The 15085-nt window shown below is 70.1% G+C and carries 13 protein-coding genes; 12 read left to right on the top strand and 1 reads right to left on the bottom strand.

The window, feature by feature from the left end; genetic code table 11:
* Positions 1-102 precede the first annotated feature (102 nt).
* Positions 103-2694, top strand: a complete 2592-nt coding sequence (gene clpB / locus ACFW22_RS08140) for an ATP-dependent chaperone ClpB (RefSeq protein ID WP_386400476.1) — start codon at positions 103-105, stop codon at positions 2692-2694.
* Positions 2695-2783: 89 nt separating this feature from the next.
* Here clpB and ACFW22_RS08135 read toward each other — a convergent pair whose 3' ends face one another.
* Complete coding sequence (locus ACFW22_RS08135) at positions 2784-3668, bottom strand: C40 family peptidase (protein ID WP_386400566.1); 885 nt, start codon at positions 3666-3668, stop codon at positions 2784-2786.
* Between the two features lie 659 nt (positions 3669-4327).
* On the opposite strand from ACFW22_RS08135, the gene ACFW22_RS08130 reads away from it, so the two are divergent.
* The 11 genes from ACFW22_RS08130 to nuoK all read left to right on the top strand — a co-directional run bounded on the left by ACFW22_RS08130 (position 4328) and on the right by nuoK (position 15075).
* Complete coding sequence (locus tag ACFW22_RS08130; protein ID WP_019888619.1) at positions 4328-4687, top strand: NADH-quinone oxidoreductase subunit A; 360 nt, start codon at positions 4328-4330, stop codon at positions 4685-4687.
* A gap of 17 nt (positions 4688-4704) precedes the next feature.
* Positions 4705-5259, top strand: a complete 555-nt coding sequence (locus ACFW22_RS08125) for a NuoB/complex I 20 kDa subunit family protein (protein ID WP_384873377.1) — start codon at positions 4705-4707, stop codon at positions 5257-5259.
* A 114-nt stretch (positions 5260-5373) separates the two neighbouring features.
* Positions 5374-6105 (top strand): NADH-quinone oxidoreductase subunit C, encoded by a 732-nt coding sequence (locus tag ACFW22_RS08120; protein ID WP_386400473.1) that lies wholly within the window; start codon positions 5374-5376, stop codon positions 6103-6105.
* Positions 6102-7448: an NADH-quinone oxidoreductase subunit D gene (locus ACFW22_RS08115; RefSeq protein WP_386400471.1), complete on the top strand. Its 1347-nt coding sequence runs from the start codon at positions 6102-6104 to the stop codon at positions 7446-7448. Before ACFW22_RS08120 ends, ACFW22_RS08115 begins: the two co-directional genes overlap by 4 nt.
* Positions 7445-8191, top strand: coding sequence for an NADH-quinone oxidoreductase subunit NuoE (gene nuoE, locus ACFW22_RS08110; protein WP_386400469.1), 747 nt, complete (start codon positions 7445-7447; stop codon positions 8189-8191). The genes ACFW22_RS08115 and nuoE overlap by 4 nt, the downstream gene beginning before the upstream one ends.
* Positions 8188-9537, top strand: coding sequence for an NADH-quinone oxidoreductase subunit NuoF (gene nuoF / locus ACFW22_RS08105; RefSeq protein WP_386400467.1), 1350 nt, complete (start codon positions 8188-8190; stop codon positions 9535-9537). Before nuoE ends, nuoF begins: the two co-directional genes overlap by 4 nt.
* Positions 9534-12017: an NADH-quinone oxidoreductase subunit G gene (locus ACFW22_RS08100; protein ID WP_386400465.1), complete on the top strand. Its 2484-nt coding sequence runs from the start codon at positions 9534-9536 to the stop codon at positions 12015-12017. The genes nuoF and ACFW22_RS08100 overlap by 4 nt, the downstream gene beginning before the upstream one ends.
* Positions 12018-12049: 32 nt before the next feature.
* Complete coding sequence (gene nuoH, locus ACFW22_RS08095; protein ID WP_386400564.1) at positions 12050-13378, top strand: NADH-quinone oxidoreductase subunit NuoH; 1329 nt, start codon at positions 12050-12052, stop codon at positions 13376-13378.
* A complete protein-coding gene (nuoI, locus tag ACFW22_RS08090) occupies positions 13353-13949 on the top strand; it encodes an NADH-quinone oxidoreductase subunit NuoI (RefSeq protein ID WP_386400463.1) in 597 nt (198 codons plus the stop codon). The genes nuoH and nuoI overlap by 26 nt, the downstream gene beginning before the upstream one ends.
* Positions 13946-14779 (top strand): NADH-quinone oxidoreductase subunit J, encoded by an 834-nt coding sequence (locus tag ACFW22_RS08085; protein ID WP_386400461.1) that lies wholly within the window; start codon positions 13946-13948, stop codon positions 14777-14779. Before nuoI ends, ACFW22_RS08085 begins: the two co-directional genes overlap by 4 nt.
* Positions 14776-15075, top strand: a complete 300-nt coding sequence (gene nuoK / locus ACFW22_RS08080; RefSeq protein WP_017239464.1) for an NADH-quinone oxidoreductase subunit NuoK — start codon at positions 14776-14778, stop codon at positions 15073-15075. The genes ACFW22_RS08085 and nuoK overlap by 4 nt, the downstream gene beginning before the upstream one ends.
* The last annotated feature ends 10 nt before the right edge of the window (positions 15076-15085 follow it).

Genomic DNA, 15085 nt, shown 5'->3' with positions numbered 1-15085 from the left:
GAACTCCCTTCAATAACTTGAGTCGATTCCACTCATGTTTGTGTATGGTGGAAGGGTCAAAGGAAGAAGTGGACCCGCGACCTTCGAGGAGGAGCACCGCACGTGGACGCCGAACTGACCAACAGGAGCCGGGACGCGATCAACGCGGCGACCAGCCGCGCCGTGTCCGAAGGGCATCCGGACCTGACCCCCGCACACCTGCTGCTCGCACTCCTCGCAGGTCAGGACAACGAGAACATCGTCGACCTGCTCGCCGCCGTCGAAGCCGACCAGGCCGCCGTCCGCTCCGGCGCGGAGCGCCTGCTCGCCGCCCAGCCGAGCGTCACCGGGTCCACCGTCGCGCCGCCGCAGCCCAACCGCGAGCTGCTCGCCGTCATCGCGGACGCCGCACAGCACGCCAAGGAGCTCGGCGACGACTTCCTGTCGACCGAGCACCTGCTCATCGGGATCGCCGCCAAGGGCGGTCAGGCCGGTGAGATCCTCGACCGGCAGGGTGCGAGCGCGAAGCGACTGCTCGACGCCTTCGAGACGAACAGGGGAGGACGCCGGGTGACCACGCCCGACCCGGAGGGGCAGTACAAGGCACTGGAGAAGTTCGGCACGGACTTCACCGCCGCCGCGCGCGAGGGCAAGCTCGACCCGGTCATCGGCCGCGACCACGAGATCCGGCGCGTCGTCCAGGTCCTGTCCCGCCGCACCAAGAACAACCCGGTCCTCATCGGCGAGCCCGGCGTCGGCAAGACCGCCGTCGTCGAGGGCCTCGCCCAGCGGATCGTGAAGGGTGACGTCCCGGAGTCCTTGAAGAACAAGCGCCTCGTCTCGCTCGACCTCGGCGCGATGGTCGCCGGCGCCAAGTACCGCGGTGAGTTCGAGGAGCGCCTCAAGACCGTCCTCTCCGAGATCAAGGAGAGCGACGGGCAGATCATCACCTTCATCGACGAGCTGCACACGGTCGTCGGCGCGGGCGCCGGCGGCGACTCGGCGATGGACGCCGGCAACATGCTCAAGCCGATGCTGGCCCGCGGCGAACTGCGGATGGTCGGCGCGACCACCCTCGACGAGTACCGCGAGCGGATCGAGAAGGACCCCGCCCTGGAGCGCCGCTTCCAGCAGGTCCTGGTCGCCGAGCCGACGGTCGAGGACACCATCGCGATCCTGCGCGGGCTCAAGGGCCGCTACGAGGCGCACCACAAGGTGCAGATCAACGACTCCGCCCTGGTGGCCGCCGCGACCCTCTCCGACCGTTACATCACCTCCCGCTTCCTCCCCGACAAGGCCATCGACCTCGTCGACGAGGCCGCTTCCCGGCTCCGCATGGAGATCGACTCCTCACCCGTCGAGATCGACGAGCTCCAGCGCTCCGTGGACCGGCTGCGGATGGAGGAGCTGGCGCTGAAGAACGAGACGGACGCCGCGAGCCGGCAGCGCCTGGAGAAGCTGCGCCGCGACCTCGCCGACCGCGAGGAGGAGCTGCGCGGCCTGACCGCCCGCTGGGAGAAGGAGAAGCAGTCGCTCAACCGCGTCGGCGAGCTGAAGGAGCGCCTCGACGAGGCCCGTGGCCGCGCCGAGCGCGCCCAGCGCGACGGCGACTTCGACACCGCCTCCAAGCTGCTGTACGGGGAGATCCCGGCCCTGGAGCGGGAGCTGGAGGAGGCGTCCGAGGCCGAGGCCCAGCAGGAGTCCGCCAAGGACACCATGGTCAAGGAGGAGGTCGGCCCGGACGACATCGCGGACGTGGTCGGCTCCTGGACCGGCATCCCCGCCGGTCGCCTCCTGGAGGGCGAGACCAAGAAGCTGCTCCGCATGGAGAGCGAGCTCGGCAAGCGGCTGATCGGCCAGTCCGAGGCCGTCCAGGCCGTTTCCGACGCGGTGCGCCGCACCCGCGCCGGGATCGCCGACCCCGACCGGCCCACCGGGTCCTTCCTCTTCCTCGGCCCGACCGGCGTCGGCAAGACCGAGCTGGCGAAGGCGCTCGCGGACTTCCTCTTCGACGACGAGCGGGCGATGATCCGCATCGACATGTCGGAGTACGGGGAGAAGCACTCCGTGGCCCGGCTGGTCGGTGCGCCTCCCGGCTACGTCGGCTACGAGGAGGGCGGCCAGCTCACGGAGGCGGTGCGCCGCCGCCCGTACAGCGTGGTGCTGCTCGACGAGGTGGAGAAGGCGCACCCCGAGGTCTTCGACGTCCTGCTCCAGGTCCTCGACGACGGGCGCCTGACCGACGGGCAGGGCAGGACGGTGGACTTCCGCAACACCATCCTGATCCTCACCTCCAACCTGGGCAGCCAGTTCCTGGTGGAGCCGCTGACCCCGGAGGACGTCAAGAAGCAGCAGGTCCTGGAGGTCGTGCGGGCGAGCTTCAAGCCCGAGTTCCTCAACCGGCTCGACGACCTCGTCGTCTTCTCGGCCCTGGACCGGGCCGAACTGGGACGGATCGCACGGCTTCAGATCGATCGGCTCGCCAAGCGCCTCGCGGAGCGACGGCTCACCCTGGACGTCACCCCGGAGGCACTGGAGTGGCTCGCCGAGGAGGGCAACGACCCCGCCTACGGCGCCCGGCCGCTGCGCCGCCTGATCCAGACGGCGATCGGCGACCGGCTCGCCAAGGAGATCCTCGCGGGGGAGGTCGAGGACGGCGACACGGTCCGGGTGGACCGCTTCGAGGACGGCCTGATCGTCGGGGCCGCCCCGTAGGGCGGCTGCCGGTCCGCTGCGGTGGCGGGGCGGGGGCCGGCCCCCCCCCCCCCCGGGGTGGCCCGCCCCGCCCCCACGGACGGTGAGGATCAGAGGATGCGGATCGCGCCCGAGGGGGTGTCCCAGTCCAGGGAGCGCTCGACCACGCCGGTGGACGGGTTCTGCGCACCGACGAACTTGCCGCCGCCGACGTAGATGGCGACGTGGTACGAACCGCTGCGGCTGCCCCAGTACAGGATGTCGCCCGGCTGCAGGTTGCCCAGCGAGACGGAGGTGCCCATGCTCGACTGCTGGTACGAGATGCGGGGCAGGTCGATGCCGGCCGCGCGGTAGGCGGCCTGGACGAGGCCCGAGCAGTCCCAGGAGTTGGGGCCGGTGCCGCCGGAGACGTAGGCGTCGCCGATCTGGGCCTTGGCGAAGGCCACGATCGTGGCCGCCGCGCCCGAGGGGGCCTGCGTCTGGGTGCTGCCCTTCGAGGTGGTGGCGCCGCTGTCGGAGGACGAGCCGGTGGAGCCGCCGTTGCTCGACGAGCTCGTGGTGGCGAGTTGGGTGCGGGCGGCGTCGCGGGAAGCGCGCTCCGCGGCCTCCTTGCGCTCCTGCTCGGCCTTGAGCCGTGCCTCCTCGGCGCGCTCGGCAGCCGCCTTGCGGTCGGCCTCGGCCTTGGCCTGCTTGGCCTCCTTGGCGGCCTTCTGCAGCGCCGCGTCCTCCTGGCTCTGGAGGCTCTGGTCGAGCGCCTCCTGCTGGGAGGCCTCCGCGGAGGCGGCAACGGCACTGGCGAGGTCGGCGCCGGCGCTGAGGGAGCCCAGGGTGGGCATTTCGATGGTCTCGGTCACCGGCTCGGCATGCGCCGGCCCGGCAGCACCGGCCACCGCGATGGTGCCGAGGAAGCCACCGGTAACTCCGGCCCGGAGCGCGAGCTTCGAGGCGCTGCGGCGGGGCTTCCGGTGGCTGGGTATGTGAGCGGTGTGGGACATGAGGACAACCGCTATCAGGGCCATGCGGTTCCCTTCAAGAAACGTGGGTTGCGCCACAGTTACGTTCGGAACCCCCGAATCCGCTTCTTCTGCACCCTTATTGACGCCGTAACGGGCAAATCGGGCATGAGTCATCCAGCCCTTGATCACGCGTTTTCAATGAAAAGCCCGAATTGCCCGTCACTTACCACCTCTTCACACCGATGGCCAAGCCCTCTTCTTCGTGCGCTTGTGAAGGGTGACGCAGGTCACAGGTTTGCTCGTGCATGGGCGCACGCGTCCACCTCCGTACGCGAGGACCCCCGACCGGGCGACCGGCGGTTCCTTTATCACCTGGATGTGCCCACCACCAATTTGCTTGTACAGGCCATGGCTTGATAGAGCGACACCCCTTCCGAGCAGCGATTTCCGGTCCGGATGTCACATCTGGTGATCACCTGGGCGCTTCGCGCAACAAGATCACCGCTCATCCGACTTCATGATCCTTCGTCAGGTGGTGGAGATCACAAAGTCCTTGCTGCACCCCGTGTCGCAGATCACAGAGGGGCGGGCATAAGATGCGGGGCAGCCGGGCTTGTGAACTGCCTCACATGGGGGCGATCTTTCACGGTCCGGTGGTGCGGTCCAACGGTCAAGGACGACTGGAAGGAGCGAGGAGCGTGAATGCGTACGCGCCCGTCCTCGTGCTCGGTGCCCTGGGTGCGGGGTTTGCGATCTTCTCCGTGGTCATGGCCACGCTTATCGGGCCAAAGAGGTACAACAGGGCAAAACTTGAGGCGTACGAGTGCGGCATCGAACCGACGCCCACTCCCGCCGGGGGCGGTCGCTTCCCGATCAAGTACTACCTGACGGCGATGCTCTTCATCGTCTTCGACATCGAGATCGTCTTCCTCTACCCCTGGGCCGTCACCTTCGACGCCCTGGGGCTTTTCGGGCTCGTGGAGATGCTGCTCTTCGTGCTCACCGTCTTCGTCGCCTACGCGTACGTGTGGCGGCGCGGCGGCCTGGAATGGGACTGAGGGGCTGAGGGGCACCTATGGGACTCGAAGAGAAACTCCCGAGCGGCTTTCTGCTGACGACCGTCGAACAGGCCGCGGGCTGGGTGCGCAAGGCGTCCGTGTTCCCCGCGACCTTCGGCCTCGCCTGCTGCGCCATCGAGATGATGACCACCGGAGCCGGCCGGTACGACCTGGCCCGCTTCGGCATGGAGGTCTTCCGCGGCTCGCCGCGCCAGGCCGACCTGATGATCGTCGCCGGCCGGGTCAGCCAGAAGATGGCACCCGTCCTGAGGCAGGTCTACGACCAGATGCCCAACCCCAAGTGGGTCATCTCCATGGGCGTCTGCGCCTCCTCCGGAGGCATGTTCAACAACTACGCGATCGTCCAGGGCGTCGACCACATCGTGCCGGTCGACATCTACCTGCCCGGCTGCCCGCCGCGTCCGGAGATGCTCCTGGACGCGATCCTCAAGCTCCACCAGAAGATCCAGGGCTCCAAGCTCGGCGTGAACGCCGAGGAGGCGGCCCGCGAGGCGGAGGAGGCGGCGCTCAAGGCCCTGCCGACCATCGAGTTGAAGGGTCTGCTGCAGTGACCGACGCGCGCACGGTCGCCTGGCCGCAGACAACAGCGAAGGCCGCGCCCCTGCTCCCCCGCCTCCGGCGGGCGGTGCCCCCGGCGCGGGCGGAGAAGGAAACGGGGCAGCCCAGTGAGTGACGAGACACCCAACCCCGAGAAGGAGCTCAGCGGGCAGAACCTGCCGGGCCAGCGCGGGGACCACGGCGAGGAGGTCCGCGTCCAGCGCGGGATGTTCGGCGCCAACAACGGCGGCGACACCTCCGGATACGGCGGTCTCGTCCGCTCGATCCGGCTCCCCGGCCCGGCCGCCCGCCCGTACGGCGGCTGGTTCGACGAGGTCGCCGACGAACTCGAAGGCGCCCTGGAGGAGCAGGGCCTCCTCCCGGAGAACGCCATCGAGAAGACGGTCGTCGACCGCGGAGAGCTCACCTTCCACATCGAGCGCGAGCACCTCCTCCGAGTGGCCCGCACCCTGCGCGACGACCCGGCGCTCCGCTTCGAGCTCTGCACCGGCGTCTCCGGCGTCCACTACCCGGGGGACAAGGGGCGCGAGCTGCACGCCGTCTACCACCTGCGCTCGCTCACCCACGGCCGGCTGATCCGCCTGGAGGTCTCGGCCCCGGACGCCGACCCGCGGATTCCCTCGCTCACCGCCGTCTACCCGACGAACGACTGGCACGAGCGCGAGACCTACGACTTCTTCGGCATCGTCTTCGACGGCCATCCCGCCCTCACCCGGATCATGATGCCGGACGACTGGCAGGGCCACCCGCAGCGCAAGGACTACCCCCTCGGCGGCATCGCCGTCGAGTACAAGGGCGCCCAGATCCCGGCTCCGGACCAGCGGAGGTCGTACTCGTGACCAGCCCCAACGCATCGAGCCCCTCCGCGGCGCCGCAGTCCCCGCGGGAGACGACGGAGGGCGCCGTCTACACGGTGACCGGCGGCGACTGGGACGAGGTCGTCCGCTCCGCCGCCAAGGCCGACGACGAGCGCATCGTCGTCAACATGGGCCCCCAGCACCCGTCCACCCACGGCGTGCTCCGCCTGATCCTGGAGATCGACGGCGAGACCGTCACCGAGGCCCGCTGCGGCATCGGCTACCTCCACACCGGCATCGAGAAGAACCTCGAGTACCGGACCTGGACCCAGGGCACCACCTTCGTCACGCGCATGGACTACCTCACCTCGTTCTACAACGAGACGGCGTACTGCCTGGGCGTGGAGAAGCTCCTCGGCATCACCGACCAGGTCCCGGACCGGGCCAGCGTCATCCGGGTGCTGCTGATGGAGCTCAACCGCCTCTCCTCGCACCTGGTCTGCATCGCGACCGGCGGCATGGAGCTCGGCGCCACCACGATCATGATCTACGGCTTCCGGGACCGCGAAATGATCCTGGACCTGTACGAGCTGATCACCGGCCTGCGCATGAACCACGCCTTCATCCGCCCGGGCGGCCTCGCCCAGGACCTCCCGCCCGGTGCCGTCGACGCCGTGCGCGAGTTCGTGAAGACCATGAAGAAGAACCTGCCGGAGTACGACAAGCTCGCCACCGGCAACCCCATCTTCAAGGCCCGCATGCAGGACGTCGGCTACCTCGACCTCTCCGGCTGCATGGCCCTCGGCGCCACCGGACCGATCCTGCGCTCCGCGGGCCTTCCGCACGACCTGCGCAAGACCGACCCGTACTGCGGCTACGAGGACTACGACTTCGACGTCCCCACCGCCGACACCTGCGACTCCTACGGACGCTTCCTCGTCCGCCTGGAGGAGATGCGGCAGTCGCTCCGGATCGTCGAGCAGTGCCTCGACCGCCTGGAGCCCGGCCCCGTCATGGTCGGTGACAAGAAGATCGCCTGGCCCGCACAGCTCGCGCTCGGCCCCGACGGCCTCGGCAACTCCATGGACCACATCGCGAAGATCATGGGCACCTCCATGGAGGCCCTCATCCACCACTTCAAGTTGGTCACCGAGGGCTTCCGGGTCCCCGCCGGACAGGTCTACGCGGCCGTCGAGTCCCCCAAGGGCGAGCTCGGCGTCCACGTCGTCTCCGACGGCGGCACCCGTCCCTTCCGGGTCCACTTCCGCGACCCGTCCTTCACCAACCTCCAGGCCATGGCCGCGATGTGCGAGGGCGGCCAGGTCGCCGACGTCATCGTCGCCGTCGCCTCCATCGACCCCGTGATGGGAGGCGTCGACCGATGACCGACCAGATCAGCCTGGGCATGCCCCAGCTCCCCGCCCCCGCCTACCCGGCGGACGTCCGCGCCCGCCTGGAAGAGGACGCCCGGGCGATCATCGCCCGCTACCCGGACTCCCGCTCCGCGCTCCTGCCGATGCTGCACCTGGTGCAGTCGGAGGAGGGCCACGTGACCCGCACCGGCATGCGGTTCTGCGCCGAGGTCCTCGGACTGACCACCGCCGAGGTCACCGCCGTCGCCACCTTCTACACGATGTACCGGCGCAAGCCCTCCGGCGACTACCAGGTCGGCGTCTGCACCAACACGCTCTGCGCGGTGATGGGCGGCGACGCCATCTTCGAGGAGCTCAAGGAGCACCTCGGCGTCGGCAACGACGAGACCACGGCCGACGGCAAGATCACCCTCGAACACATCGAGTGCAACGCGGCCTGCGACTTCGCCCCCGTCGTGATGGTCAACTGGGAGTTCTTCGACAACCAGACGCCCGAGTCCGCCAAGCAGATGGTCGACGACCTGAGGGCCGGTCGGACCGTCGAGCCCACCCGGGGCGCCCCGCTCTGCACCTTCAAGGAGACCGCCCGCATCCTGGCCGGCTTCCCCGACGAGCGCCCCGGAGCGGTCGAAGCCACCGGCGGCGCGGGACCCGCCTCGCTGGTCGGCCTGCGCCTCGCCAAGGGCGAGCACCCGCAGCACCACCGAATCGTCCACCCGCGCGGTGAGACCTCCGGACAGGAGGGGGAGGAATGACCTTGGCCGCCGAGATCAACAACAGCAGCCCCGAGAAGCTGCTCGCGCCCGTCCTGTCGGCCTTCTGGGACCAGCCCGACTCCTGGACCCTGGAGACCTACGAGCGGCACGAGGGCTACCAGGGCCTCAGGCGGGCCCTCGCGATGAGCCCCGACGACCTCATCGCGTACGTCAAGGACTCCGGCCTCCGCGGTCGCGGCGGCGCCGGCTTCCCCACCGGAATGAAGTGGCAGTTCATCCCGCAGGGCGACGGCAAGCCGCACTACCTCGTCGTCAACGCCGACGAATCCGAACCCGGCACCTGCAAGGACATCCCGCTCCTCTTCGCCAACCCGCACTCGCTCATCGAGGGCATCGTGATCGCCTGCTACGCGATCCGCTCCCGCCACGCCTTCATCTACCTGCGCGGCGAGGTCGTCCCCGTGCTGCGGCGGCTCCACGAGGCGGTGCGCGAGGCCTACGCCGCCGGCTACCTCGGCACCAACGTCCTCGGCAGCGGCCTCGACCTCGAACTGACCGTGCACGCCGGCGCCGGCGCGTACATCTGCGGCGAGGAGACCGCGCTGCTCGACTCGCTCGAAGGGCGCCGCGGCCAGCCCCGGCTGCGTCCCCCCTTCCCCGCGGTCGCCGGTCTGTACGCCTGCCCCACCGTGGTGAACAACGTCGAGTCCATCGCCTCGGTTCCCGCGATCCTCCACCGCGGCAAGGACTGGTTCACGTCGATGGGCAGTGAGAAGTCCCCCGGCTTCACGCTCTACTCGCTCAGCGGACACGTCGCCTCACCCGGCCAGTACGAGGCCCCGCTCGGGATCACCCTGCGCCAGCTCCTCGACATGAGCGGCGGGATGCGACCCGGCCACCGGCTCAAGTTCTGGACGCCCGGCGGTTCCTCCACCCCGATGTTCACCGACGAGCACCTCGACGTGCCCCTCGACTACGAGGGCGTCGGCGCCGCCGGGTCGATGCTCGGCACCAAGGCGCTCCAGTGCTTCGACGAGACCACCTGCGTGGTGCGCGCCGTCACCCGCTGGACCGAGTTCTACGCCCACGAGTCCTGCGGCAAGTGCACGCCCTGCCGCGAGGGCACCTACTGGCTCGTCCAGTTGCTCCGCGACATCGAGGCCGGCAAGGGCTCCCCGGCCGACCTCGACAAGCTCAACGACATCGCCGACAACATCAACGGCAAGTCGTTCTGCGCCCTCGGCGACGGCGCCGCCTCGCCGATCTTCTCCTCGCTGAAGTACTTCCGCGAGGAGTACGAGCAGCACATCACGGGCGGGGGCTGCCCCTTCGACCCGGCCAAGTCGACCGCCTGGGCGGACAACCACAAGGAGGTGACCGCATGACCGTCATCGCGTCCACGCCCAGCGGCGGCGGCAGCGCGCCGGTGCCCCCCGAGGACCTCGTCACGCTGACCATCGACGGCGCCGAGATCTCCGTCCCCAAGGGGACGCTGGTCATCCGCGCCGCCGAGCAACTCGGCATCGAGATCCCGCGCTTCTGCGACCACCCGCTCCTCGACCCCGCCGGCGCCTGTCGCCAGTGCATCGTCGAGGTCGAAGGCCAGCGCAAGCCCATGGCCTCCTGCACCATCACCTGCACCGACGGCATGGTGGTGAAGTCGCAGCTGACCAGCCCCGTCGCCGAGAAGGCCCAGCACGGGGTGATGGAGCTGCTGCTCGTCAACCACCCGCTGGACTGCCCGGTCTGCGACAAGGGCGGCGAGTGCCCCCTGCAGAACCAGGCCATGTCCCACGGGCAGGCCGAGTCCCGCTTCGAAGGCGTCAAGCGGACGTACGAGAAGCCGGTCCCGATCTCCACCCAGGTGCTCCTCGACCGCGAGCGCTGCGTCCTGTGCGCCCGCTGCACCCGCTTCTCCAACCAGGTCGCCGGCGACCCGATGATCGAGCTCGTCGAGCGCGGTGCGCTCCAGCAGGTCGGCACCGGCGAGGGCGACCCCTTCGAGTCGTACTTCTCCGGCAACACCATCCAGATCTGCCCGGTCGGCGCCCTCACCTCGGCGGCCTACCGCTTCCGCTCCCGCCCCTTCGACCTGGTCTCCACGCCGTCCGTCTGCGAGCACTGTGCGGGCGGCTGCGCCACCCGCACCGACCACCGGCGCGGCAAGGTCGTGCGGAGGCTCGCCGCCGAGGACCCCGAGGTCAACGAGGAGTGGATCTGCGACAAGGGCCGCTTCGGCTTCCGGTACGCCCAGCAGCGCGACCGGCTCACCACCCCGCTCGTCCGGAACCCCGAGTCCGGTGAACTGGAGGCGGCCTCCTGGCCCGAGGCCCTGGAGGCCGCCGCCCGCGGACTCGTCCGCGGCCGGACCGGCGTGCTGACCGGCGGCAGGCTGACCGTCGAGGACTCCTACGCGTACGCCAAGTTCGCCCGGGTCGCCCTCGACACCAACGACATCGACTTCCGGGCCCGCATCCACTCCGGCGAGGAGGCCGACTTCCTGGCCTCCACGGTCGCCGGCCGCGGTCGCGACCTCGGGGGGGACGGCGTCACGTACACCTCGCTCGAAGCCGCCCCGGCGGTGCTCCTCGTCGGCCTGGAGTCCGAGGAGGAGGCCCCCGGCGTCTTCCTGCGGCTCCGCAAGGCCTGGCGCAAGCACGGCCAGAAGACCTACGCGGTCGCGGCCTTCGCCACCCGGGGCCTGACGAAGGCGGGCGGCACCCTGCTGCCCGCCGCCCCCGGCACCGAAGCCGAGTGGCTCGACGCCCTCACCTCCCGGGTCGGCCTGAGCTCCACCGGCCACACCGCCGCCGAGTCCCTCCGCCAGGAGGGCGCCGTCATCCTCGTCGGCGAGCGCCTCGCGGGCGTGCCCGGCGCCCTCACCGCCGCCCTGCGCGCCTCCGTGGCCACCGGCGCGAAGCTGGTGTGGATCCCGCGCCGCGCCGGTGAGCGCGGGGCGATCGAGGCGGGCGCCCTCCCGAGCCTGCTGCCCGGCGGCCGGCCCGCGACCGACCCCCGCGCGCGCGAGGAGGTCGCCGCGGCCTGGGGGGTCCGTGAACTCCCGCACCGCTACGGACGCGACACCGGCCAGATGGTGGAGGCCGCCGCCGGCGGCGAACTCGCCGCACTGCTCGTCGCCGGCGTCGAGGTCGCCGACCTGCCGGACCCGGCACGCGCCCGCGAGGCCCTCGAAACGGCCTTCGTCGTCTCCCTGGAGCTGCGGCCCGGCGAGGTGACGGAGCGCGCCGACGTGGTCCTGCCGGTCGCCGCCGTCGCCGAGAAGCCCGGCACCTTCCTCAACTGGGAGGGCAGGGCCCGGCTCTTCGAGGCCGCGCTCAAGCCCGAGCAGATGACCCGGTCCCTCGCACCGAGCGACGCCCGGGTGCTCCACATGCTCGCCGACGCCCTCGACGTCCACCTCGGCCTGCCCGACCTGCGGTCGGCCCGCCGGGAGTTGGACCGGCTCGGCGGATGGGCCGAGGAGCGGGCCTCCGAGCCCACCGTGCCCGGCCAGCCGGCCCCCCGGGCCGGCGAGGGCGAGGCCGTCCTCGCCGGACACCGCCTCCTCCTCGACCTCGGCAGGCTCCAGGAGGGCGACTCCGCACTGGCCGGCACCCGGCACGCGGCGGTCGCCCGGCTCTCCGCCACCACCGCCGCCGACACCGGGGTCAAGGACGGCGACGTCCTGGAGGTGACCGGTCCCACCGGTTCGGTCACCCTCCCGCTCCAGGTGACCGAGATGCCCGACCGCGTGGTCTGGCTGCCGCTGAACTCCACCGGCCGCGGCGTCTTCTCCGACACCGGCGCCCACCCCGGCGACCCGGTCCGCATCGGCCCGGCGACCCCGCAGGAGGTGCAGTCGTGACCCCGAACGTCCTGGCGGCCGAAGACCTGTCCATGTTCGGCACGGACCCCTGGTGGCTCGTGCTGGTCAAGGCCGTCTTCTGCTTCGCCTTCCTGATGGTCACCGTGCTCTTCTCCATCGTGTGGGAGCGCAAGGTCGTCGCCTGGATGCAGCTGCGCATCGGCCCCAACCGGCACGGCCCCTGGGGCCTCCTCCAGTCCCTCGCGGACGGCATCAAGCTGATGCTCAAGGAGGACGTGATCGTCCGGCGGGCCGACAAGGTCGTCTACGTCCTCGCCCCGATCGTCGCCGCGATCCCCGCCTTCATGGCGATCGCGGTGATCCCCTTCGGCCCGGCCGGCAACGAGGTCTCGATCTTCGGCCACCGGACCGCGATGCAGCTGACCGACCTGCCGATCGCGATGCTGTACGTCCTCGCGGTCGCCTCCGTCGGCATCTACGGCATCGTCCTCGCCGGCTGGTCCTCGGGCTCGACGTACCCGCTGCTGGGCGGCCTCCGCTCCTGCGCGCAGATGATCTCGTACGAGATCGCCATGGGCGCGGCCTTCGCCTCCGTCTTCCTCTACTCCGGGTCGATGTCGACCTCGGCGATCGTCGAGGCCCAGGCGGACCGCTGGTTCGTGATCCTGCTGCCGGTCTCCTTCATCATCTACGTCGTCACGATGGTCGGCGAGACCAACCGTGCGCCGTTCGACATGCCGGAGTCCGAGGGAGACCTCGTCGGCGGCTTCAACACCGAGTACTCGTCCATCAAGTTCGCGATGTTCATGCTCGCCGAGTACGTGAACATGGTGACGGTCTCCGCCGTGTCGGTGACCCTCTTCCTGGGCGGCTGGCGGGCCCCGTACCCGGTCTCCACCTTCTGGGAGGGCGCGAACCACGGCTGGTGGCCGATGCTCTGGTTCGTCATCAAGGTGCAGCTGCTGCTGTTCTTCTTCATCTGGCTGCGCGGCACCCTGCCCCGCGTCCGCTACGACCAGCTGATGAAGCTCGGCTGGAAGGTGCTCATCCCGGTCTCCGTGGTCTGGCTGATGCTGGTCGCCACCGTCCGGGCGCTGCGCAACGAGAACATCGCCTTCGGCAACATCGTCCTGTACGTGGCCGGTGCCGTCCTCGCCCTGCTGCTGCTCTCCTTCCTCGTCGACCTCTTCCGCGAGCGGAAGGCCAAGGCCGTGGCAGGAACCCCCGGCACCGCGGCCCCCTTCGACCCGATGGCCGGCGGCTTCCCCGTACCGCCCAAGCCCGGACAGTCCCTGCCGCCCGTACCGCGGCGCAGGTCCCGGCAGGACCGGGACCTCGTCGTCAGCGGTGGCCCCGATACTGCTCCTGCGAGTGATGGAAAGGAGACGGACGGTGTCTGATTTCCAGAATCCGGTGGCCGGCTTCGGCGTGACCTTCAAGGCCATGTTCAAGAAGCGGCTGACCGAGCAGTACCCGGAGCAGCAGAAGACGACGGCGCCCCGCTTCCACGGCCGGCACCAACTCAACCGTCACCCCGACGGCTTGGAGAAGTGCGTCGGCTGCGAGCTGTGCGCCTGGGCCTGTCCCGCCGACGCCATCTACGTGGAGGGCGCGGACAACACCGACGAGGAGCGCTACTCGCCGGGCGAGCGGTACGGCCGCGTCTACCAGATCAACTACGCCCGCTGCATCCTCTGCGGCCTGTGCATCGAGGCCTGCCCCACGCGCGCGCTGACGATGACCAACGAGTTCGAACTGGCCGACTCCTCCCGCGAGAACCTGATCTACACCAAGGAGCAGCTCCTCGCCGGCCTGGACGAGAAGATGGTCGACTCGCCGCACGCGATCCACCCGGGCATGACCGAGCAGGACTACTACCAGGGCCTGGTCACCGAGGCCGCGCCCGGCACCGTCCGTCAGGTCGCGGTCTCCAAGGGGGAGAAGGCCGAGCCGGAAGGGGCGGGCGCATGAGCACGAACCTCGCCGCAGCGGTCACCCTCTCCGCCGGCACCTCCACCGGTGAGGCCGTCCAGTTCTGGATCCTCGGCACCGTCGCCGTCGTCGGGGCGCTGTGCACGATCCTCATGAAGAAGGCCGTGCACTCGGCCCTCTGCCTCGCCGGCACGATGATCGTCCTGGCGGTCTTCTACCTGGCGAACGGCGCCTACTTCCTCGGCATCGTCCAGATCGTCGTCTACACCGGCGCGATCATGATGCTCTTCCTCTTCGTCGTCATGCTGGTCGGCGTCACGGCCGCGGACTCGCTGAAGGAGACGATCAAGGGGCAGCGCTGGTGGGCCGTCGCCTGCGGCCTCGGCTTCGGCATCCTGCTGGCCGCCGGCATCGGCAACGCCTCCCTGTCGGAGTTCACCGGCCTCGGCGCCGCCAACGGCGCCTACGGCGGGAACGTCGAGGGCCTCGCCGCCCTCATCTTCACCAAGTACGTCTTCGCCTTCGAGATCACCGGTGCACTGCTGATCACGGCGGCGGTCGGCGCGATGGTGCTCACCCACCGGGAGCGCACCGAGCGCGCCCGCACCCAGCGCGAGCTCGCCGAGCAGCGCGTGCGGGAGGGCAAGCACGTGCCGCCGCTGCCCGCGCCCGGCGTGTACGCCCGGCACAACGCCGTGGACATCGCCGGCCTGCTGCCCGACGGCACCCCGTCCGAGCTCACCGTCATCTCGACCCTGCGCGAGCGGGGCCAGGTCCGGGACGTGTCCAGCGAGGCGCTCTCGGACCTCAAGGCCCTGGAGCAGCGGTCGGCGGAGCGCCTGGGCCGCGAAGAGGAGGCTTCCCGGTGAACCCCGTCAACTACCTTTACCTCGCCGCCCTGTTGTTCACCATCGGTGCGGCCGGGGTGCTGATCCGGCGCAACGCGATCGTCGTCTTCATGTGCGTCGAGCTGATGCTCAACGCCTGCAACCTCGCGTTCGTCACCTTCTCCCGCATGCACGGAAACCTCGACGGCCAGATCATCGCCTTCTTCACGATGGTCGTCGCCGCCGCGGAGGTCGTCGTCGGGCTCGCGATCATCGTGTCCGTCTTCCGTGCCCGCCACTCGGCCTCGGTCGACGACGCCAGCCTGATGAAGCTGTGAGGGGCTGACC

Origin of the sequence: Streptomyces sp. NPDC058872, assembly GCF_042743065.1 — a bacterium.
Taxonomy (GTDB): Bacteria; Actinomycetota; Actinomycetes; order Streptomycetales; family Streptomycetaceae; genus Streptomyces.
This window is presented reverse-complemented; position numbering and strand designations above follow the sequence as displayed.

What these genes read in the sequence shown, in the direction of transcription:
- ACFW22_RS08135 (WP_386400566.1), bottom strand. Translation starts at nt 3,668, where the DNA reads ATGTCCCACACCGCTCACATACCCAGCCACCGGAAGCCCCGCCGCAGC.
- ACFW22_RS08125 (WP_384873377.1), top strand. Translation starts at nt 4,705, where the DNA reads ATGGGACTCGAAGAGAAACTCCCGAGCGGCTTTCTGCTGACGACCGTC.
- nuoE (WP_386400469.1), top strand. Translation starts at nt 7,445, where the DNA reads ATGACCGACCAGATCAGCCTGGGCATGCCCCAGCTCCCCGCCCCCGCC.
- nuoF (WP_386400467.1), top strand. Translation starts at nt 8,188, where the DNA reads ATGACCTTGGCCGCCGAGATCAACAACAGCAGCCCCGAGAAGCTGCTC.
- ACFW22_RS08100 (WP_386400465.1), top strand. Translation starts at nt 9,534, where the DNA reads ATGACCGTCATCGCGTCCACGCCCAGCGGCGGCGGCAGCGCGCCGGTG.
- nuoH (WP_386400564.1), top strand. Translation starts at nt 12,050, where the DNA reads ATGTTCGGCACGGACCCCTGGTGGCTCGTGCTGGTCAAGGCCGTCTTC.
- nuoI (WP_386400463.1), top strand. Translation starts at nt 13,353, where the DNA reads ATGGAAAGGAGACGGACGGTGTCTGATTTCCAGAATCCGGTGGCCGGC.
- ACFW22_RS08085 (WP_386400461.1), top strand. Translation starts at nt 13,946, where the DNA reads ATGAGCACGAACCTCGCCGCAGCGGTCACCCTCTCCGCCGGCACCTCC.